Below are 21,188 nucleotides of genomic sequence, written 5' to 3'. Positions count from 1 at the left end.
TGCAATTATATGCTATATTATATTTTTAAATCACCTGCAAATCCTCTGGTATGTATCTTTTATAGGTTTCTAAAAATTGTTTATCCTTATCCCTATCCCTGATTTCCTGGCGTAACATAACAGGTATGCCGTCTTTTACAGGATACCACGATCCGCAACTGCTGCACCGGATTATGCCATTTTTATTATCAAGTGGATTCTCTGTGCCCATTTTGCCATCTCCATTTTCATTCCAAACATAGCGCTGGCCTGATTTATCTGTAAATACTAAAATTTCAAAGGTAGATTTGCCACATTCCGGGCATTGTAAAACTTCAAAAAATCTACTATTCATCTGTAAGTATTCTGCAGGAATATAAATATTTGCTCTTCACAATGTATATGTTTGCAGTTTAACCTGTGATCAGGCCTGAGACTATCAGGTAACCTGTTAAAGAGATATTTTTATTGGAGAAATTCAACAACATAAATGCGCTAGTTTCCCATTAAATTGATTTTGAAGAGTACTGTTCTGCATAAGAAATATTAATATCCCTATTATTTATAAGTATGTATGGCAGAATTTGCCGGAACTGGTGTTACTGACAGGGAGCTAAATTCTATATACAATAAGATTCCGGAAGGCTATGACAGGGCAAATGCGTATATATCATTCTTTCAGGATATTAAATGGAGAACATTCATTGCCAAACATATTATTGTAAATTATAAACCTGAAAAAATACTGGACGCTGCCTGTGGAAAAGGCGAGCTCACATTTACTATCCGGCAGTTTTCAAGCGCATACACAGTTATGAGCGACTATTCTGAAAATATGCTCAGGAATTCAATAGTTAATGGGGATATGGTACTGGCATCCTTCGATAATTTGCCATTCAAGGACGGATCGTTTAACTCAGTAATGAGCACTTTTGCACTTCATGCCGCGGACAACATTGAAGATGTTGTGAGGGAATTCGCCAGGGTAACATCAAACTCAATAGGAATTATAGCCATGGGTAAATCTGATAACCGTTTTTTTCGCTTTATTTCAGGCATATATTTGAAGTATATTCAACCCTATATGGCAATACTTGGCAGTGAGAAGCCATCTGATTACAGGTTTATATATTATATTTACAAAAGGATACCGACAAATTCAGAAATAAAAGCAATTTTTGAAAAGTATTTTTTACTGGACTTTTTTGAGGAAAAAGCATTCGGCACAGTTTATATCATATCAGGTAGAAAGAAATAACCCACAGCAATTATAGACAGACTTTATTTCCTGTTCATGTGTAACTGCTTCTCAAATATGTACCCTGACGGAAATTCTGGATCTGGAGGAAGGCTGACATACCTTGCTATGCCTGCCGGTGCACATGTTGTCCCGGTACCGGTATACCTGAAGGATTTTCCAGACAATGCCGTATAGTATTCCAGTGCCCCTTTGTAAAGTGCAATCTGTGCACCCCCTTTTCTGAATACATTTTCATTGTTGCGAACAAACTTCCACTGCTTATTTATAAAACTTCCTGATTCTGTAGATTTAAAGGCATAATCTGAAATATCTATTCCACCAAGAAAGAAATAAAATTTGGCCACGGGCCTCATGCCATAGGAATCCATAAGCCTTATGGACGGATAGTTTCCTGTTTCAACCAGGCATCGCATGGGGTGCAACCCGTTGGCTGAGGCAAAATTAAGGGCAAAATCCAGAAGCTTCGTTCCCATATGTGCCCTTCTAGATTCCGGACTTACACGCAGGCCGCTGAACCATAGGGAACCGTCATCCAGCTTCTCCAGTTTAATGAATCCCCTGATGGTTTGATCTACGATCACGTAGACATCCCCGTTATCCAGATACGCCGGTCCATGGTGCGCATTAATATAATCATCGTAACCGGACCTTGCAGAAATATCACTCACAGAATCCCAGTCATCCCTGTTAGCCTGCCTGATCATGAATGTAGAACTTAAACGGGTTCATAATATTTCTCATATATTTTATGCTGTGCTTATCTCTTCTCTTCCGGTTTTTCCCTGTCTTTAACTGGCTTTCTGAGCAATGAGATAATTCCGGAAAAAAATGTAATGCCAAATCCTACATAGAATACGTCATGCATGGACGTCATGAATGCAGGAGCAATTGTTTCCGGAAACCAGTGATGGCCGGTAATTGTGCTTAATGTATTGCTGGAAATCCCTGAAAGCACACCGGTTGGTACAGTTGTTAAAACGTCCTTTACCGTATTAAGACCCAGAAATGTGGAAAATAAAATTTCAGTGGGTGGTATGGTTGAAAAATATGATGTGAGTGCTGTTGCGTGTTCTCCGGTAAGTGCCGAGGTTATAGACCCGGGATAATAAAGTGCAAGGCCCAGTATAAGTATTGAAAAGAATGCGCCTATGCTGGCAGCATAACCTGCATTTCTCATGGTATTGAGGATTCCAGAGGTTTCCCCTCTCTCACTGGGGGGCACAGATGACATGGCTACTGTAAGGTTTGGAACGTTAAATATTCCATAGCCAATTCCAAATATAGTAATCACTATTGAAAGGAAGATATATGAAAAATCATATGTTAGAAGCACAAGGGCAAGCAATGCCAATGCTGATATGAAAAGGCCTGCTGTGGTAAGAATCCTGGCATCAAAATGTAGCGATAATCTGCTGGATAGAACCCCAAAGATGCCCATGGATATTGGGAGCGGGAGCATATATATTCCAGCCCATAATGGTGTTACAGAATAACTGTATCCGTGTATGGGAAGCCATATTCCCTGAAAGATTAATGTCAGCATGTACATTAGCCCCATCATGCCCAGTGCCGATACAAATGCTGTAAATATGCTTATGCTGAAATTCCTAGATTTGAAAAGCCTTAGATCAAACATGGGGCTTCTGGCTTTTCTTTCAACAAATGGCAATAACAGTAGCATTGCTGTTCCGGTAACAAGGGCCATAATAACTAGTGGATTTGTCCAGCCCATGGGATCGCTTCTATATGGCGTTATTCCGTATGTAATTCCCAGCAAGAGTATAATCAGGCCCACTGCGTAAAGCATATTGCCTGCTATATCAATATGCCTAGCAGCTCTTTCTCTCCTATCCTTTAGTTTAGTAAATGACCAGAAAGTGCCGAATACTCCCACCGGTATGCTCACAAGGAATATATCACGCCAGTAGATGGTGGCAAGTATGCCTCCAAGGACAATTCCTATACTTACCCCTGAAACCGCGGCAACACTGTTTATGGATATGGCAAAGCCACGTTCCCTAGGTGAAAAATTATCGGTAATTATTGCAAATGTATTGGCCATTATAAAAGACCCGCCAACTGCCTGTATAATTCTAAATATTATAAGCTCCAGTGCGATGGTATAGCCCGTTCCTGGGGCGAGATAGAGTAGCAGGGACCCTACTGTAAATATCAGGAAGCCGAGATTGAATATCCTTACCCTGCCAAAAATATCAGAAAGTTTGCCTATGCTAACAAGGAGCACTGATAATACAATCATGTAGCTCATTATTAGCCAGAGGAGATATGGAAAAGAGGCGGCGTCCATGGGATTTAAATGAATTCCGTCGAAAATAGAGGGGAGGGCAACAATAATTATACTTGTATTAATAGTTGCCATTAACTGGCCAATTGTTGTATTGCTCAGGGCTATCCATTTATCCTGCATTATGGCGTAATATTGCAGTAAAATATTTAAATATTATTACTAAATAGTTTATCAATAAACTGTATTGCTAGAGTAACTGAATATATTTAGTGGATGGCTGAAAAGTGGATAAATTAATTAAATGCTCTGAAATTAGGCTTCATGGCAGCAGTGAAGCCATATTCAGATGAAGATAGTTATCTTGCCCATGAATTCCTCATGAAGGATCCTTATAAAAATACCATAATATCTGCTGTACTGGAAGAAAGCGGCAGGAACTCCCTACTTATTTATGATAATGGTGTTATAAGAGGAATTCTTGCCGTAACGCCTGATTACAGAAATCTTTGGTTTTATGGAAACAGGGCATCCTTCAGGACTGCGGCCGACAGCATTGGCTATACTGAATTCAACCTGTATATAGACCCCAAAAATCTTGACATAGCAATGAACAGGTTCAATTTTTCCAAAAGCAGAATTCTTATAATGCGGCTGAAGATCAGGGATTATACGGGTAACTCTAAGCCTGCCCGGAAAATTGAGGAGAAAGATATGCTATCATATGGCGATTCCTTTGGATCTGTACCTGAATACCTAATTACGTTGGTTGAATATAGAAACAGGACCATGGTGGCTGCAGGTGGTATAGCGTCCATAAACAGCAAATCATGTGCACTGGATTCAATTAAATGGGTGGAGGGAAATGAGGATGCAATATCCAGCATTATTTCAGGTGCTATATCATTGTATGGTTCACAGACAGAGAATATAGTAATATACCTGGACTACAGTGAGAAGATGAAAACCATTCTGGAAAGCCTTGGATTCATTTTTACTGGAGAAATCATTAAACTGCATAAAAACATCTAAACTGATAAAATATTTTATTTAACTATAAAATATGGGAGAAATCACTTAAAATAAGGTATCTAAACATAGATTTATATAAATGCGAGACTTTCCAAATCATATGAAGTATGATATCGTTGTTGTGGGTGCGGGAATAACCGGTTTAAGTTCGGCATACCATCTTAAAAAGATGGATTCGTCACTTAAAATATTGGTGGTCGACAAGGCAAAAACATTTTCACAGGGTAATACCGCAAAAAGTGCTGCTGCATTCAGAGATTTCTTTACACTGAGAGAAAATCAGGTAATGGCCCAGAGTTCAATTAACTTTTATAAACATCTACAGAATGATATGGGAGTAGACCTTGGCATGAAATTTACCGGGTATTTGTTCCTGTTTGACCATGACACCGATAAGGAATGGGTTTCAAGATATCCACATTCCAGAATTGTCGATGAGGACATGTCAGATCTTTTCAATCTGAATATTGATAAGGACACACAGGACGTTATGAAAATAGGTTCAATAAAGTCAGCTGTTATTGATGAAAATGCAGGAATTATAGAACCGGACCTCCTCTCAGGATGGTATTACAACAAGCTTCTGGAAATGGGCGTGGAATTTAAATTCAATACCATGGTCAGGCGCCTTGTCCTGGCACCCATGGAATCCCTGAATTACCCTGGAGAACCATTCAACTGGCAAAAATCCGAGATAAAATATGCAGAAACCGATAAGGGAATAATAGAATCAGATTTTTATGTTCTATGTACTGACGTATGGACGACATCACTACTTGACCCGGTGGGTATTGATTCACATTTAAGGCCCAAGAAAAGGCAGATATTCCAGATAACCTCACCTGGTATCCAGAAACTTATAAATAAGAATATATTCAACGATTCAGGTGTATTCCCATTCACAATATTCCCTACAGGTGTATATATGAGGCCGTATCCGCAGGCAAGCTCATTCTGGACCAGCCTTGCTGATGAGCTTAATAGGGACTTCTCTTTTACAGAAAACCCAGAACCGGAACCGGATTTCTATACATATAATATCAAACCCATACTGGATAATTACTTCCCGGCATCAGAAGATTCAAGAATAACATCGTCATGGGCCGGATACTATTCATACAATACCATTGACTTTATGCCATATATATTCAATGACATAAATATTATAGTGGTTTCTGGGTCAACAGGTGGCGGAATAATGAAGGGTGATTCAATAGGTAGAATAGTGGCCTCTAGATACGACAGGAAGAAGACTACAACGCTTTATGGTGGAAAGAAAATAGTAAATACATACAATGGGAAGTATAGAAAAACAAAGATAGAGGACATGGTTCTGTGACATCATCAATCTGGATATGGAACTTCCTGATTATGAGTTAAAACTAAAAATAATATCAATTTTTATTATAACTTTATTTAAAATAATCTGTAGCCATCTGCGTACTCCCTGAATCTATGGTAATTACCTGCCCTGTGATTGATTCGTTTTTTATCAGGAATATAACAGCATCTGCTACATCTTCAGGTGTAATGAGCTTTCCTGTAAGTGTAAATTTTTTCGAGAATTCGGCCTCGTCTAGATTCATTAGGTTTAGTAATCCATCACCCATCCTTGTTTTAACAACCCCAGGAGCAACGGCATTTACCCTGATTCCATAAGATGCCATTTCCAGCGACATGTATTTTGTGAGCCCTATCAATGCAGATTTAGTTGCCCCATATACCGCGAGGCCGGGGAACGGATTGATTCCTGCCAGTGATGCCATATTAATTATAACACCGCCATGCGAATCTTTCATGAATCTTTCTGAAAGTCTAAGTGGGGAAAATAAATTAGTACGGAACATAAGCTCCAGATTTTTTTCTTCTATCCCTCCCAGTGGCTCAAGGATTCCAACACCTGCATTATTAATGAGGATTTCAGGTGTTCCAAGATTCTCCTCAGTCTTTGCAAAAAGCAATTCTCTCCCAGCCTCTGTGGATACGTCTGCTGTAACTAGCATTCCAGAGGATATTCTGTCTATTTCTTTCAGTGTTTGCTCTCCCTCATTAATACTTTTCCTTACATTAACAACAATTTTGCCTCCCTCGGATGCTAGTTTCATAGCTATTGCCTTTCCTATGCCCCTGCCGGAGCCTGTAACTATGCATACTCTGTTTCTTATATCATACATCCATGCCACCACACATCAATGAAACCATAAAATATTCCTTATTCAAATAAATTGAATTTAATATTTAAGTATTTGCCAAATCAATTATAATGTCTTTATATTATTACTATAAATTTAATTACTTAATTACAAGCCCTAATGTTTCTTCTATAGTCTACAGGCTTATAAGTGACATCCTCCATATCTAAAGATAGGAGCTTCCCGCTTCCATGGAAAAGCTTGCCTTATCAGGTATAGGCTTCCCCTCCACGGGCATAAATTCCCCACAGTCCGTGGGCATCTTTCTCTTCCTATGCCTTATCTTTTTAGTTTTTACTATAATAAAGGTATTGAATATCTTCCTGAACCCTGCATGTAGAACATTGATTGCAGCATTGTCATCCCTGTCCATTGTTAATCCGCATGCTTTACAGTTATATTCCCTGTCATCAAGTGTCTGTTCCCCTATTATATTATCGCAATAAGAGCATTGCTTAGATGTATTCCTTGGGTCTACCTTCACACAGTATTTACCGGCTCTCTCAGCCTTGTACATTGTGTTATTTATAAGTTCACCCCAGGAAGCATCTGCTATGCTTTTAGCCATATTATGGTCCTTAAGCATATTAGCTATGTTAAGATCCTCATATGCTATAAAATTATGATTATCAACAAGCTTTCTTGATAGCTTCTGTGAGAAATCATTCCTCTGGTTGGATATATGGCTGCTTATTTTTGCAACCCTTACCCTTATTTCCCTTCTGCTTTCTTGATAAGCTTCTCTGTGCCCTTTTCAATTTCTTTTCTGATTTCCTTAAGTATTTATGCAGGTCTACCGGAGTGTTATCTGTAGTAGATATTAGTTTAAGAAGGCCGACATCTATTTACACGGGATTATATGGAAATTCAGAATAATTCCTGCTATCATGTTCCTCTTCAACTATGAATGTTACATAGTAGCGGTTTGCCTTATCCTTCTTTACTGTTGCCTGCTTTATTTTTCCTATTATTTTTCTATGCTGGAATATTCTTATTTTTCCTATTTTTAGAAAAGAATACATGTGTATTATCCAGTATCTTAAAGCCGAACTGCGTATATGTTATTGATCTATACTTATCCTTAGATTTGAACCTTGGAAATCCTGCCTTTATCTTCTTGCCTTTCCTCCTCCCTTATTCTCCTGAAGAAGTTGTCATATGACTTATCTAATCTATCTGCTACATCCTGCAATACCTGTGAATATATATTTTTATATTCAGGAAATTCATTCTTAAGTTTAGATAGCTCAACAGATTGTGTGTTATAGTTTACCTTTAGGTTTTCATAATAATCCCTATTCAGATGGTATGCCATATTTCTCTGCTCTAACATGGCATTATATAATATGTGGGATAAATACAGAATATCATCTATGGTCTTTATCTGAGTTTGATTAGGATATATTCTGAATCTATATGCGGTTCTATATTCCATGTATATCATTGGTATGGAATGAATATTTATAAGCATTGTCTGTTTATTACCAGAAATTCATCCACATCATAAATTCAGCGGCTTTCTTTTCTGTATATATATTTCTAAAAGTGTGATAACACTGGGTAGAAAGGTGCATTACTATAAACAACACTTAGTTTCAACAACCTGTATTCAAAAACTGTTCGGAAAATAGTAATCAAATCTGTGATAATATGAGCCCGCCGGGATTCGAACCCGGATTATAGGCTCCGGAGGCCTATATGATAATCCGTTACACCACGGGCCCTCAGGATTTATAACCGATGTCTCTAAGAAATTTTCTGCGTTTTTTCTTATCATCATCAGATTCTACGCCAGCTGGAGAATAGCCATCTGCAACTCCTATTATTGCATTTGTATTTTCTGTTTTTGCTACAATCACTTTCAAAGGATTTGCGGTAGCAGCATATATTGTGCCTACTTCCTGGCTCATCTTTAATTGCGGGAGAATACTAATTGGAAATGCATTTTTTAGCATTATAATAAAGGTGTGCCCGGCAGATATCTTTTTAATGTTATTTATTCCGGCCTCTATCAACTCTCTGCTATTGCCCTCAAATCTTATTAGCCTGTCTCCGGACGCCTCTGAAAATACCACAGCATACTCACAGCCAGGGATTACAGTTTTTATTATCTCATTTAGGTCTTCAACTGTTTTTATGAAATGTGAATAGCCAATTATTACATTTACACCCTCAGGCTTTTCTATTTCAACTGCGGAGATATCCATAATTCATTATTAAACAGAGAGATATTAATTTAATGCAATTTTTGAAGGTTATTGCCTCATAAATCTAAAAAGCATGGCTATGGCTGCGATGCCCAGTATACTTAATGCCATTAATGGTATGGCAACTGTAGCGCCCAGAAATCTGGAAAAATAATAATAAATATATATTGTAAGTGCACTCTGAACGGTAAATATGGATGTAAAGGAGATAATCTGGACGTATATTTTTGCCCTGTATTTTCTGTAGGATATGGCATATAGAATAACAAGTATAAGCAGGGCGATCAGCTCGAATAGTGCTATAACAATATCAGATATCCAAAATATTTCCATATTTTACCACGGTATTCAGGTTAACAATAAAAATATATTAATATATTTTTTTATTCCAGGCTGGAAAGTTTTCCGGACCCTGTTATATGGAATGTCTCATCTACAATTTTGTAATCCACATTATTATTTGTCGAATGGTCCATGTTATAATATACCAGGGTGTATGTTGTGTTAATATATTCAAAGTCATGTGTAGATGAACTCTGGACGACAAATTGTGTGAAATTTGCTGTTATGGTTGCCGTACTTCCATTTACTGTTACAATTGGATTGCTGGTTGTACCTGTAGACGCATAGAACCATACTGCCTGCCAGGCCGTGAAGAACTTCCCCCATGTAGTGTTTATTGCAGAGGTTCCATGATATGTCCCATTGAGGGGACCGCCTATCCAGTTCAACGTAGCATTACCCGCATACTGCTTCATGATCAGAGACTGATTTTCAATTGCGATTTGGTTCCAGTGTTCTGTTGCAAGCTCATTTGTGTCATTTACCTCCAGCTGTTTCTTCTCCTTGGCAATAGCCGAGCTATCCAGATAGTACACACCTATAAATGCACCTGCAAAGATGATTGTAAGTGCAATGAATACTGCCGATATTATTTTCCAGTTCATATTGGTCTTTTTAGGATTAACCTGCTGGAATAAAACTATATTTCAATATTATATACAATTTATATACAAATTAATTGCATAGAAGCCAGATGCTTCGTGGAAGTTATTTCCTTTTATTTTTAATCGTCTCCATGATTACCTCATAATTTTTCTGATAATAATCTGAAAGAAAATATATACACCCATATCCATGGCCCTCCCTCCGGATAATCCCATTATCCAGAAGCACTTTAATATGGTGCTCCACCGTTCTGTAATTGGTTCCCAGCTCCAGGGATATCTGGTTTATGTTTCCAGGATCGCTGTGGATGCACTCTAATATCCTGGTTCTTGTGTTTCCACCACGGGTCGCCACAAGAAGCCACCACAATATCCTGTGATATTCATCGGGAAAATTCATTAATTTTTGTTATAAAGGTTTGAATATAAATATTTTGAATTCAGGATTTCAATAAAAATAGAAAATGATATTATTATTGCTGGGTTTTCATATTGAATTCCCCGGCATCCTTAAGTATTTCAGGATGCTTATTCCTGTAATACAGTGTCACTATCAGTCCTCCTGCCAGTATCCATACTACGGTTACAATGAATGATGCAAAGTAAGCATCGTTTACAGCACTTGGCGCAGTGAAATATTTTGTGAATATATCGCTCATTGTGAAATACATCACAATAAGACCAACTATGGTCGCTGCTGTGGGTAATATTCCGTGTTTCAAAAGGCTGAATTTATTGATTCTACGTGTATATACTGTAAGTGAGCTGTTTGCCAGCATATGAACAATAATTATTGAGATACCCGTTCCAGCCTCCAGGACAAATGCAGCACTTAGGGGACCGTAGATCAAACCCATGGTTACATCCAGCACGAATGACAGCAAAGCCCATATAATTACAGCATTGGCAGGCGAGTGGTGTTTCGGATTGATTTTTCCCACAGATGAAGGGAAAACAACATTGTCCCTAGCAGCGGAGTACCACCACCTGCTGACAGCTGTTGCCTTGGAAACTCCGTTTGAGAAATAACTGTTTATGGTAAACACTATAAGAAGCACAAGCCCCACAGGACCTAGATATCTGTAAAAGACTGTCAGTCCAGCATCGTTATGTGTTGCGAATGAGCCTATACTGCTTACACCCCACCCCACAGTTAATGCATAGGCAGCCGGAATCAGAGCAACCGCTGTAAGTATCATAGCAAATACTATGGATTTTCCTATGTTCTTCTTAGGCTTTGTAATCTCCTCCGATACGGTTGTAACCACACCAGAACCCGTAAAATCCAGTATTGAAAATACAGATGCAAACATTATGGATGAAAATCCTATGCTGTATGGCCCAGATATTTCGAATGGGATTACAGAATTATGGGCACCAACCCTGATAATTATAATTATGGATCCAATAAGAAGGAACATTACCTCCAATAATCCTGTGATTGCTGTATAATTAAGGGATGGCCTTATTCCAAGGTATGTAACTATTATTATGAATCCAGTAAATATTCCGGCGAAGAGTATCCATATATAGGGAATCGATGTGACCTCCGGTGCCATAAGGAATATAAAACTTGAAAGCCCAAGGATTCCGAATGCCGCACCTGTGATATCATAGTACATAAAGCTCAGGGCTGTAACCGGCCCAAGATGGCCTTTTTCTGTAGCCCCGGCTGCATAGGCATAATAACTCCCGGCATTTGATTTTAATTTTGAAAATTCATATGGGGTTATCATCCATAATGCGTATATTATCCAGCCAATTATTACAGAAAGCACTGTCTGTGCGCCAGAGATCGAAAACGATGCTACAAGAAGTATAGCTATATCAGCTGCAGGCGCCACCTGCCCCAGAGATTGAAATGTACCCTGGAGAAGCCCGACAGAGTTTCTTTTTAATTTGGTGTGCGTAATAACCATAAATACACCTATATGTATTATCTTTAAATAGTATAAATGTTTTTTGTTTCATAAATAAAAATTTTATATAGTTATAATAGTAATATAGTTAAAAATTGTTATTGTTAGCAATTGTTGGTATTAGGCATTGTTATATGTTGATGAAAAATTTCTGGTTGCTAATGTATGCAGGATACACATGTGTAATATTATTTATATGTAACAGTAAAAAATTATAAATAAAAAAATAGAACCTGATTATGAGGCCCCTTTAATGCCTGATAAGCTTCCAGTCACTTTTTGCTGCAACTTTCCCCTTAAGATTCTGGACGTAGTTATACGCGGATAAGGCAGCTGTTGCACCCTGCCCGGCAGAAATTACCGCCTGCTTATATGGTGTATCGGTGACATCACCGCAGGCAAATACACCCTCATGTGATGTTCTGCCGAATTTATCCACTACTATTTCATTGCTTTTATTTAACTCAACAAGGTTTTTCACAAAACCCGTCTTTGCTATGTACCCCATTTCAGCAAATACAGCGGAAAGTTTTAAATCGGTTGTTTCTCCGGAGGATTTATTTCTGAACGTTACTGATTCTACGGATTTTTCGCCATTGACAGATAGAAGGGTGCTGTCAAAATATATTTCCTTATTTTTGATCCCGTTAACTGTATCAATCAATGACTCCTCCCCGGCAAGCTTTTTCGCGTTGGTAATATAGAAAACCTTACCTGCAACTGAGGATAGATACACAAGGGCTTCAAGGGCGTGGCTTCCGTTGCCGGCAACAGCAACCTCTTTCCCCCTGAATAGAGGCCCGTCACATATTGCACAGTATGAAATTCCGTGGCCTCTCAGTGTTGATTCCCCGGGAACCTTGAGGTCCCTGGGTGTCTTTCCAAAGGCAAGTATGATGGACAATGCAGTAAATTCTGATCCGGCTGTTTTAACCTTAAATCTGTCACCTTCAGCATCCACTGAAAGGGCCTCATCGTATACAAATTCAGTGCCATAGTATTCTGCCTGTTCCTTGAATTTATTCGTAAGCTCGAAGCCCCCGATCATATCAAATCCGGGATAGTTCTGAATGTCTGTGGTCAGAAGTGCCTGGCCACCTATATCTTTAGTTATTACAAGGGTTTTCATGCCCTGCCTGGCAGTGTATATGGCTGCTGTAAGCCCTGCAGAAGCGCCACCTATTATTATCGTATCATATGTTTCCATATTTGCCCTTCTATGCCAGATCTTTGATTTTCTTTACCAGCACTTCCTTGGGAACTACACCTATGGACATATCAACCGGTTTCCCGTTTTTAAAGAACATTATTGTAGGAATGCTTTCTATCCTGAGTTCTCTGGAAGTTAGTGGATTCTCATCCACGTTTACCTTTCCGAAATTCGCAACATCTGCATATTCTTTAGAGAGTTCATCAACAACAGGTGAAAGATACCTGCATGGAGCACACCATGCTGCCCAGAGGTCTATAACTGACAGCTTTGGAGATGCCACAAATGATTTGAAATTCCCATCATTCAGCTCGACTGGACCTTCACTTCCTGTACTTTTCCCGAACACATTTTTATTTTCCATTTTTAACACCCCTGAAAACACATACTGGTAATGTGCTTTCAATTAATTCCATATTTCTAAAAAGTATATAACTGTATTGTATGGTATTGTATCAACAGTGCAATATAGTTATATAGATCTTTAAAATATACCAATATGGGGTCATTTAATCAGATTCTGAATGAGAATGCCACATGCCGTGACATATTTGAATACTTCTTCGATCTTTCACCGACGGATATTAATGTGTTATACTCAATGGATGATAGAAAACCTGAAACTGCTGATGATATTGCCTTGCGATTGAAAAGAGATCGCACAACGGTTTTCAGATCACTTCAACGGCTGGCGGGATCAGGACTTATATCCAAAAGAAAGCAATGCATGGAAAAGGGTGGGTATTACTATTCATACTTAAGAATCACCCCTGAAAAAATCAGTGACCTTGTAAATAAAAAAGAGAGGGAGTTCCATCAGGTTCTTCAGTGCCTATTAAAGGATATCAGCAGGGAATTCAAAGAATAAATGCGAGCATGCCCATGACCGGTGCATTGCATAAAAATGTTAAAAATATTTATATCAATTGTGTATTGTTATTCCAATGATAAGGATACAGGCTGAAAAAATTAATCCCATGGAGATTATAGATAGCGTTAGAAATAATAGTGCAGGCGCTGTTGTCTCCTTTTTTGGAACTGTAAGGTCTGAGGACGAAACATCCAGCGATATTGTGGCACTTTTTTATGAAGCATACAATGAAATGGCATTGAAAAAAATAGGAGAAATTATTGAGGAGGCAAGGAATAAATATTCAATCATAGATGTTTCTGTTGTGCAGCGCACAGGCCGGGTTAACCTTAAGGAGGATTCAATCGGAATAGCCGTATCATCTGTACACAGGAAAGATGCTTTTCTTGCCTGCAATTACATTATAGATAAAATAAAAATAATTCCACCAATATGGAAAAAGGAGATTTATTCATCTGGAGAGGTATGGAAATCAGAAACTTTATGATTTCTGAAATATCCACTCCTTCCTGCAACCAGCGCAATTGCAGTAAATGACCCCACTATAAGGAAGAGGATAATTGTATTGAACCTCAACCCAACTATTATAAGGATGGCCCCTGCGGTCAGCCCACTAACTGCCTCTGTAATTTTGTTGAACATGTAATTCCATCCATTGCCTACGCCCCTTAAGGATGTTGGTATAAACTCATTCAGCACCGCATTATATGCCATGGGCCCGGAGTAATTCATAAATATTATTACAATAGAAAGAGGGACAACAAAATATACCGGAAGAATGTGATCAAACGTGAGAAAGAGCGCGAATATAGCTAGGGAAGCGATTATGGCAGGAATCACGGCAGATCTATATATTCCAAAATGCCTTGCCATATATGGGGATAAAAGTGCACCCATCAATCCAAAAGCGTAGATAATTGCGTCTGCTTCCAGTACCTGGTAGAAGGCCAGGAATTTTAGAGCCGTAAGCATATAGGTAATATAAAAGGCGAATCCCCATCCTATGAATCCCACAATGCCATTAAGTGAAAATGTGAATATGAGGTCTCTGTTCAATCCTTTATGGAAAAGGTTAATCAGATTTTTCACTGTTATATGATCTTTCTCAGCCTTGGTTCCTAAATCCAGGTCCTCACCGTACACTTTCTTAACCACATCCTTTGTTTCCCTGTATTTTCCATTGCCATACAGCCAGACAGGTGTTTCAGTAATTTTTGTTCTGAGCAGCAGTATGATGGCTGCAAATACACCGCCAATAACAAATATATACCTCCATACAGAATCGTTATTGATTTCCCTCGTCAGGAAAAATACGGATCCAACTGCTATAAGCGCCACAACTGAAAAGCTGTATGCCCAGAGGGAGTAATAATGGTTTCTCTGTCCCCTGCTTATATACTCATATATATAGGAAAATCCAGTCGCAACATCGCTCCCTATGGAGAATCCCATTATCAGCCTGAAGGCTATGAACTGGTATATGTTTGTTGAAACCGCGATAAGGAATGAGAAAACAACGAAGACAGCCATATTATAAATCAAAAGCCTCTTTCTTCCGAACTTATCTGTAAGATATCCGCCTAGAATAGCACCTGCGATGGCTCCAATGTTGGCCGCTGCCACAGAAACCCCAAGTATTATCCCTGCAGGCAGGAAGGTGGCCTTGAAGAAGGTAAGCACAAATCCGAATGCGGTTAAATCCCATACGTCCAGGAATACGCTGGCCGATGCAATTAAAACCATATACATTCCCTTAACGTTGTTATGCCTGTAAACATAATCAGCAACGGTATTGGTTTCCATAAATCAGTAAAACTATGGCTGTTATAAACATTTCTAAACAGGATCATGATTATGAAAATCCTTAATAATAGGGATGTTTTACATTTAGCATGCAGAAGCCAGAAACAGATGCCATAGCGGAGCTAATTTCAAAGCTGGGAAATAATAAAATACTTACCACAAAAGAGGAGCTTATTCCTTTTATGAAGGATGCCTCGTACATAACCGGTAAACTTCCTCTTGCAGTATGCCTTCCCGATAATCCCGGGGATATTTCAACAATCCTCGGTGTGTGCAATAACTACAAAATTAACGTAACAGTACGCAGTGGAGGAACATCCCTCACAGGTTCATCTGTAACAGATTTCAATGGCATTATTATTAGCACAATGAATTTAAATAGAATACTTGAAATCAACACATCTTCCAGATATGCTGTATGTGAGCCAGGGGTAAGGATAGACATACTGAATCAGGAACTCAGGAAGTACAATTTTTTCTATCCACCTGATCCGGCAAGCTCACGGGCATCAACAATAGGGGGATCGTTATCCACAAACGCAGGGGGATTACGGGCAGTTAGGTACGGTGCCACCAAGGAATGGGTCCTGGGCATGGATGTTGTGGTCCCGGACGGGCATATAATCAGAACAGGCGAATACACACTCAAGAGAAGTGCAGGGTATGACATTACGGCACTCATGATAGGCAGTGAGGGAACACTTGGCGTGATAACAAGGGCTATACTGAAAATAGAGCCATTGCCTGAGGCAACTGCAAAGCTCATAGCTTTTTATAAAGATATTGAAAGCGTGGGAAAATCCATGGATTCAATAAAAAGTAAGGGAATAACCCCACTGATAGCTGAATTCATGGACCTGGGAACAATTAATTCCATAAGAAAAAACATGGAAATAGACATACCAGAATATACACAGTTTCTTTTGATGATTGACGTGGACAGCCCGGAAGAAGGACTTGCAAGAAAGATAGAAGATGTAAAAAAGATACTGAATGAATTTACGGATGATGTTACAGTTATAACAGACCAGAACCATATGGATAAAATTTACGCAGCCAGGAAGGGTGCATATTCCGCACTTCTTGACCTTAGAGAAAATAATAATCAGCTGGTGGTAATTGGAGACGTAATAGTGCCATCAACCGAACTGGCCAGTACTATGAAGGAAATTGCAGAGTCCATAAATAATGATGGGATGAGGGCTACATTATTCGGGCACATTGGCGATGGCAATATACATGCAAACATATTCATGGATAACACCGATGAAGGCAGAAAGAAAATGGAAAAACTTCAGATGGACATTGCCAGGGCAGCCATAAGGCATAGGGGTTCGGTTTCAGCAGAACACGGGATCGGCACAGAAAAAAACAGGCTTCTTTATGAGGAATACAAGGATAGAGATTCCCTTTATACATTAGAAATTATGAAATCTATAAAAAAAGTATTTGATCCGAATGAAATATTAAATAGAGGCAAGATTTTTTATGAACCTAATTAAAGAAATAGAGAATATAACTGATAAGTGCATAAGCTGTGGATTCTGTGAAAGTGTTTGCCCTACACTTGGTGCCAACCAGTATAATTCTGTGTTCGGGGCACGTGGGCGGGTTATACTTGCCGATTTTGCACTTAAAAATCCAGACAATGACCTGGAACTGGGAGATTCATTTTATTCATGCCTTGACTGCTACGCCTGTGTAAATGTATGCCCGGCAGGCGTGAATGCCGGTGTTGTAAGTGAACTTATGAGGGAATTCATTGTAACCGGTGAGAGGGGACAAAAAAATCCTGTCGCGGCCCTTATAAGGGAAAGTATCATGAAATATGAAAGTCCACTGGGCCTAAAAAGGGAGGCTGCTGAATGGGCAGATGGCATAAGATTCCAAAAGAGCAGTACAGTTATCATTACAGGGCATATGTATCAGATGATGCCATATACGCGGTCAATCAACAGGATAAGGAAGCATATTGATGAAAGGGTTGTGAAAGATGTTGCATCCGCAATGAAAAATCACATTTCATTAATAAAACTGTCAAGGCATTTTTATGATAAAAAACTGAAGATGAAGATGGATGCGGATTTGAGGAATATAGTTGATATGCTTAAAAAATCAGGGGTTGAATTTGGGTACCTTGGAGAAAATGAGCCATATCCCGGAATGTTTCTATACGATCTTGGCTACACGGATGATTTCAGGGAATATGCTAGGAAATTTTATAATTTTTTAAGGAAAAGGGGTGTTAAGAGGATAATAACAGTGGATCCTCATACACATGACCTGCTTTTGAATGTATACCCTGAGTATGTTCCTGGATTTGATATTGATGTTATATATTATACTGACCTTCTAAACCTTAATTATAGAAAATTCGACGATGGAATTACAGTTCAGGAGCCATGCCATATGGTGTTGCATAATAACGGATTCAGGGCAGTGGACATATTGACTTCCATTACTGATGTAAGAATGCCGGAACGGAATGGAAAACTCAATATGTGCTGTGGAGGCCCGGATGAACTACTATTCCCTGATACTGCAGGGGGCGTATCCGTGCAGAGATACAGGGAGTTGAAGGAAAAATCCGATAACTTGGTTACAATATGCCCCCTCTGCTATAACAACCTGGCATATGACAGCAAAGTAAAGGACTTTTCAGAGTTTGTGAAAGAAATGGTTATAGATTAATATTATTATCTAAAACAAATATATAATTTAACGTGATATTTTATAACATGCATGTATAATAAATTACTCACCCTCATTTAGTTATATAATGGTTTCATAAAACCTTTATAGTGAAGTGTTATACAAAATGAAAGTGGTAAAATGCAAGTTGTAAAGATAGGTGGATCAATATTGAAAAATAAGGAAGATTTAATCCTTATAAAACAAAAATTGATGGACTGCCATAATTGCATTATTGTTACATCCGCCCTTAAGAATGTAACGAATATGTTGATAGAAGCCTATGAAACAAAAAACACAGGCATTATTGAAAATATTTACAACATGCATATCACAATGACTGACCTGCCTGATGAAATAAAAGGCATCCTGGGAAAATTCAGAGACGAGCTGAAAAGGCTTGTTTTGATGGATAAAAATTTGCAGTTGCGGGACCTTGTAATATCCTATGGAGAAAGAATGTCAACCGTGCTGATATACAGCTTTTTGCGGGATAATGGCTTTAAAATATCGTATATAATAGACCCATTAATTGTCACCGATAGTGTTTTCGGGAATGCAACTTTTATAGAGGATAGAACTGCTGAAAGGATAAGGAATACGGTATTTGGGGATATTACCATAGTTCCAGGATTTTATGGAATGGACGAAAATGGAAAGATAACAACTGTTGGTCGTGGTGGAAGTGATTACACTGCAATAATATTTGCATCTGTGCTGAGTTGCAGCGTAAGGATAATAACTGACGTCCCTGGAATAATGACATCAGATCCCACAATATTTTCGGATTCCAGAACACTCCCTGAGGTTTCCCTCAGTGAGGTACTCAAAATGTCTCATTTCGGTGTTAAGAATTTTAATTATAAGACATTTACGCCAGTAATAGGAAAGAATATAGATATAACAGTTGAATCACTGTATGAGAGTGGCAAAACCAGGATTACCAGAAAACCAGTAAAGTCAGTTAAATGCGTTGCCCTTGCATCCTATGGCACCACACCTGAAAGAAACCTGCTCGTTTTCATAGGGCATGGAATATCGGATCCTGATTTAAGCAAAAATATACTTTCAAGTATAGGGCATGAACATCTGTATCATATGGATGCGCTTTCACTATCACTTCTTCTGGATGAAGACCTTATAAACAACAAAAAATGCTTCCAGGAGGCAGCTTCATGGATAAAATAAGGGTATCATTACTGGGCGCCACCGGCATGGTAGGCCAGAAAATGATCAGGATTTTAGCAAATCATCCATATATAGATCTTGTTAAAATCAGTGCCTCTGGATCAAGGACGGGCAAGGAGTTCGGCAAAACAGTAAACTGGATAGAGCAGGGACCCATTCCGGACCGGTATAGAAACATGCCAATGGTCTCAACATCCCCTGAGGATCATAGGGATGTGGATTACGTCCTTTCAGCACTTCCCCCTGAGGCCGCTGAGGGCATAGAGGTAAAACTTATTAAAAATGGAATAAATGTTATCTCCAACGCATCCCCATTCAGGATGTCTGAGGATGTGCCATTGATAAACCCGGAATTGAACTTTAATCATCTTGAGATTCTTGAAGATAAAAAAACTAAATATGTAAAAAATCCAAACTGCACATCTGCCATTATGGCCATGCCGCTTGCTGAAATACTGGGAATAGACTACAGTAGAATTTCTATCGTATCAATGCAGGCGATCAGCGGCGCTGGTTATTCTGGTCTTCCCTATATGTCCATAGACGATAATATAGTGCCGTATATCCATGGAGAGGAGGAGAAGATACCTGCAGAGATATCAAAAATGTACGGTTCTGTTGAGAATGGTAAAATTAAGAACAGAAAAATGAGGATAAATGTGACATCCGTACGTGTTCCTGTGAAGGTTGGGCACATGGGTGTTATAAACGTGGAAACTGATGCTGATCCGGATCTGGAAAAGCTGAAACAGAACATGGGGAACTTCTCACCACTTAAAAGGTTCAGCGGGCTTTACAGTGCACCACCCCATCCACTTGTAGTACATGAGGAGGAGGACAGGCCACAGAATGCACTGGATACATACAATGGCATGGAGATCCACATCGGGAGGATATCTTACAGGGATGGAATCCTCAGAATGGTAGTATTGGGAAATAATCTTGTCAGGGGTGCAGCCGGGATAACAGTGCTTACAATGGAAACCATGAAACAGATGAAACTAATATGATTCCAGAAATTTTATAAGTCCGCTCAAATCATTTTCCATTCTTGCGCTGGATATTTTCAGTAATAAATCACTGTCTGAGTTAAATGCTATGAAATTGGGGACTGCCCTGTACATTGAATAATCTGATTCAGAATCTCCTACGGCAATACATTCCTCAGGACCGATTCCGTATTTCGCCATGATCTTTTCCATAATATAATCCTTGTTTGAGGGATCTACCTGAATATTTCCATCCGGGATTATACAACCATTGTCATCACAGTATATTTTATTTGCGTATGCTTCATTTATTCCATAATCACTGGCAATACGATCTGAAAGCCATGATATCCCGCCTGATACAATCACAGAAATTATATTTTTGTCTTTCAGGTATTTCATTGTTTTCCCAAGCCCCTTTACCAGCTTGATTTCATTGAGCATACTTTTAATGTAGTTGCCCTTAATGCCCGGATATTTTACCATCCATGCTTTTAAATCACACCGGAAGAAATCAGAATATGGCAGTTCTCCTTTCATGTATTTCATATAATTTTCACGGTTATTTATTCCCAGTTTGTTATTGACATAGAACCAGCTGCTTTTTTCAACAGTAAGCACGCCATCCATATCAAAAAATACAAGTTTTATCAT

24 protein-coding genes, 1 tRNA gene and 1 pseudogene are annotated in these 21,188 nt (G+C 38.8%); 9 read left to right on the top strand and 17 right to left on the bottom strand.

The genetic code is table 11. The features are described from left to right. Positions 1-25 precede the first annotated feature (25 nt). Entirely contained in the window at positions 26-334 is a 309-nt protein-coding gene (locus tag RE471_RS05380; RefSeq protein ID WP_309213771.1) for a Trm112 family protein, read from the bottom strand. A gap of 219 nt (positions 335-553) precedes the next feature. Between RE471_RS05380 and RE471_RS05375 the strand changes: the two genes are divergently transcribed. Beyond that, positions 554-1,237 carry a class I SAM-dependent methyltransferase gene (locus RE471_RS05375; RefSeq protein ID WP_309213769.1) on the top strand — a complete coding sequence of 228 codons (684 nt, stop codon included), beginning with the start codon at positions 554-556 and terminating at the stop codon, positions 1,235-1,237. Between the two features lie 23 nt (positions 1,238-1,260). On the opposite strand, the gene RE471_RS05370 is transcribed toward RE471_RS05375, so the two are convergent. Both RE471_RS05370 and RE471_RS05365 read right to left on the bottom strand, forming a co-directional pair. Next, a complete protein-coding gene (locus RE471_RS05370) occupies positions 1,261-1,944 on the bottom strand; it encodes a GNAT family N-acetyltransferase (protein WP_309213767.1) in 684 nt (227 codons plus the stop codon). A 53-nt stretch (positions 1,945-1,997) separates the two neighbouring features. Further along, entirely contained in the window at positions 1,998-3,668 is a 1,671-nt protein-coding gene (locus tag RE471_RS05365) for an MFS transporter (RefSeq protein WP_309213766.1), read from the bottom strand. A 141-nt stretch (positions 3,669-3,809) separates the two neighbouring features. Between RE471_RS05365 and RE471_RS05360 the strand changes: the two genes are divergently transcribed. Both RE471_RS05360 and RE471_RS05355 read left to right on the top strand, forming a co-directional pair. After that, a complete protein-coding gene (locus RE471_RS05360) occupies positions 3,810-4,517 on the top strand; it encodes a hypothetical protein (RefSeq protein ID WP_309213764.1) in 708 nt (235 codons plus the stop codon). A 79-nt stretch (positions 4,518-4,596) separates the two neighbouring features. Further along, positions 4,597-5,856: an FAD-binding oxidoreductase gene (locus RE471_RS05355; RefSeq protein WP_309213763.1), complete on the top strand. Its 1,260-nt coding sequence runs from the start codon at positions 4,597-4,599 to the stop codon at positions 5,854-5,856. Between the two features lie 73 nt (positions 5,857-5,929). Here RE471_RS05355 and RE471_RS05350 read toward each other — a convergent pair whose 3' ends face one another. The 12 genes and pseudogenes from RE471_RS05350 to trxA all read right to left on the bottom strand — a co-directional run bounded on the left by RE471_RS05350 (position 5,930) and on the right by trxA (position 13,356). After that, positions 5,930-6,691 carry an SDR family NAD(P)-dependent oxidoreductase gene (locus RE471_RS05350; protein WP_309213762.1) on the bottom strand — a complete coding sequence of 254 codons (762 nt, stop codon included), beginning with the start codon at positions 6,689-6,691 and terminating at the stop codon, positions 5,930-5,932. Between the two features lie 184 nt (positions 6,692-6,875). Then, positions 6,876-7,427: pseudogene (locus RE471_RS05345) on the bottom strand (RNA-guided endonuclease InsQ/TnpB family protein); the annotation flags it as partial. A gap of 127 nt (positions 7,428-7,554) precedes the next feature. Then, entirely contained in the window at positions 7,555-7,731 is a 177-nt protein-coding gene (locus RE471_RS05340) for a hypothetical protein (RefSeq protein WP_309213761.1), read from the bottom strand. Positions 7,732-7,790: 59 nt separating this feature from the next. Continuing rightward, positions 7,791-8,144, bottom strand: a complete 354-nt coding sequence (locus RE471_RS05335; RefSeq protein WP_309213760.1) for a helix-turn-helix domain-containing protein — start codon at positions 8,142-8,144, stop codon at positions 7,791-7,793. 216 nt (positions 8,145-8,360) lie between these two features. Beyond that, positions 8,361-8,433 (bottom strand) — tRNA-Arg (locus RE471_RS05330). Next, on the bottom strand, positions 8,434-8,916 hold the full coding sequence (locus tag RE471_RS05325; protein ID WP_309213759.1) for an adenosine-specific kinase: 483 nt from the start codon (positions 8,914-8,916) through the stop codon (positions 8,434-8,436). It abuts the tRNA gene before it with no gap. A gap of 48 nt (positions 8,917-8,964) precedes the next feature. Continuing rightward, positions 8,965-9,249 (bottom strand): hypothetical protein, encoded by a 285-nt coding sequence (locus tag RE471_RS05320; protein ID WP_309213758.1) that lies wholly within the window; start codon positions 9,247-9,249, stop codon positions 8,965-8,967. 50 nt (positions 9,250-9,299) lie between these two features. Beyond that, positions 9,300-9,863 carry a hypothetical protein gene (locus tag RE471_RS05315; RefSeq protein ID WP_309213757.1) on the bottom strand — a complete coding sequence of 188 codons (564 nt, stop codon included), beginning with the start codon at positions 9,861-9,863 and terminating at the stop codon, positions 9,300-9,302. A 103-nt stretch (positions 9,864-9,966) separates the two neighbouring features. Further along, positions 9,967-10,263 (bottom strand): winged helix-turn-helix domain-containing protein, encoded by a 297-nt coding sequence (locus RE471_RS05310; RefSeq protein WP_309213756.1) that lies wholly within the window; start codon positions 10,261-10,263, stop codon positions 9,967-9,969. A gap of 73 nt (positions 10,264-10,336) precedes the next feature. Then, positions 10,337-11,782, bottom strand: a complete 1,446-nt coding sequence (locus tag RE471_RS05305; protein ID WP_309213755.1) for an amino acid permease — start codon at positions 11,780-11,782, stop codon at positions 10,337-10,339. A 250-nt stretch (positions 11,783-12,032) separates the two neighbouring features. Further along, positions 12,033-12,989 (bottom strand): FAD-dependent oxidoreductase, encoded by a 957-nt coding sequence (locus RE471_RS05300; protein ID WP_309213754.1) that lies wholly within the window; start codon positions 12,987-12,989, stop codon positions 12,033-12,035. A 10-nt stretch (positions 12,990-12,999) separates the two neighbouring features. Beyond that, positions 13,000-13,356 carry a thioredoxin gene (gene trxA, locus RE471_RS05295; protein ID WP_309213753.1) on the bottom strand — a complete coding sequence of 119 codons (357 nt, stop codon included), beginning with the start codon at positions 13,354-13,356 and terminating at the stop codon, positions 13,000-13,002. 135 nt (positions 13,357-13,491) lie between these two features. Between trxA and RE471_RS05290 the strand changes: the two genes are divergently transcribed. Beyond that, a complete protein-coding gene (locus RE471_RS05290; protein WP_309213752.1) occupies positions 13,492-13,860 on the top strand; it encodes a helix-turn-helix domain-containing protein in 369 nt (122 codons plus the stop codon). Positions 13,861-13,936: 76 nt separating this feature from the next. Continuing rightward, the gene (locus RE471_RS05285; protein WP_309213751.1) at positions 13,937-14,350 is read left to right on the top strand and encodes a molybdenum cofactor biosynthesis protein MoaE; all 414 of its coding nucleotides are present in this window, start codon (positions 13,937-13,939) and stop codon (positions 14,348-14,350) included. Here RE471_RS05285 and RE471_RS05280 read toward each other — a convergent pair. Further along, positions 14,311-15,666 (bottom strand): MFS transporter, encoded by a 1,356-nt coding sequence (locus RE471_RS05280; RefSeq protein ID WP_309213749.1) that lies wholly within the window; start codon positions 15,664-15,666, stop codon positions 14,311-14,313. The genes RE471_RS05285 and RE471_RS05280 overlap by 40 nt on opposite strands. An 89-nt stretch (positions 15,667-15,755) precedes the next feature. Between RE471_RS05280 and RE471_RS05275 the strand changes: the two genes are divergently transcribed. The 4 genes from RE471_RS05275 (at position 15,756) to asd (ending at position 20,555) form a co-directional block, all read left to right on the top strand. Beyond that, the gene (locus tag RE471_RS05275) at positions 15,756-17,168 is read left to right on the top strand and encodes an FAD-binding oxidoreductase (RefSeq protein ID WP_309213748.1); all 1,413 of its coding nucleotides are present in this window, start codon (positions 15,756-15,758) and stop codon (positions 17,166-17,168) included. Beyond that, the gene (locus RE471_RS05270) at positions 17,155-18,357 is read left to right on the top strand and encodes a (Fe-S)-binding protein (RefSeq protein WP_309213746.1); all 1,203 of its coding nucleotides are present in this window, start codon (positions 17,155-17,157) and stop codon (positions 18,355-18,357) included. The genes RE471_RS05275 and RE471_RS05270 overlap by 14 nt, the downstream gene beginning before the upstream one ends. Before the next feature lie 141 nt (positions 18,358-18,498). Next, positions 18,499-19,545, top strand: a complete 1,047-nt coding sequence (locus tag RE471_RS05265; RefSeq protein ID WP_309213744.1) for a hypothetical protein — start codon at positions 18,499-18,501, stop codon at positions 19,543-19,545. Further along, complete coding sequence (gene asd / locus RE471_RS05260) at positions 19,533-20,555, top strand: aspartate-semialdehyde dehydrogenase (RefSeq protein WP_309213743.1); 1,023 nt, start codon at positions 19,533-19,535, stop codon at positions 20,553-20,555. The genes RE471_RS05265 and asd overlap by 13 nt, the downstream gene beginning before the upstream one ends. On the opposite strand, the gene RE471_RS05255 is transcribed toward asd, so the two are convergent. Next, the gene (locus tag RE471_RS05255; RefSeq protein ID WP_309213742.1) at positions 20,547-21,188 is read right to left on the bottom strand and encodes an HAD-IB family phosphatase; all 642 of its coding nucleotides are present in this window, start codon (positions 21,186-21,188) and stop codon (positions 20,547-20,549) included. The two genes, asd and RE471_RS05255, sit on opposite strands and share 9 nt — an antisense overlap.

This window comes from Ferroplasma sp. (genome assembly GCF_031200575.1).
GTDB lineage: Archaea > Thermoplasmatota > Thermoplasmata > Thermoplasmatales > Thermoplasmataceae > Ferroplasma.
This window is presented reverse-complemented; position numbering and strand designations above follow the sequence as displayed.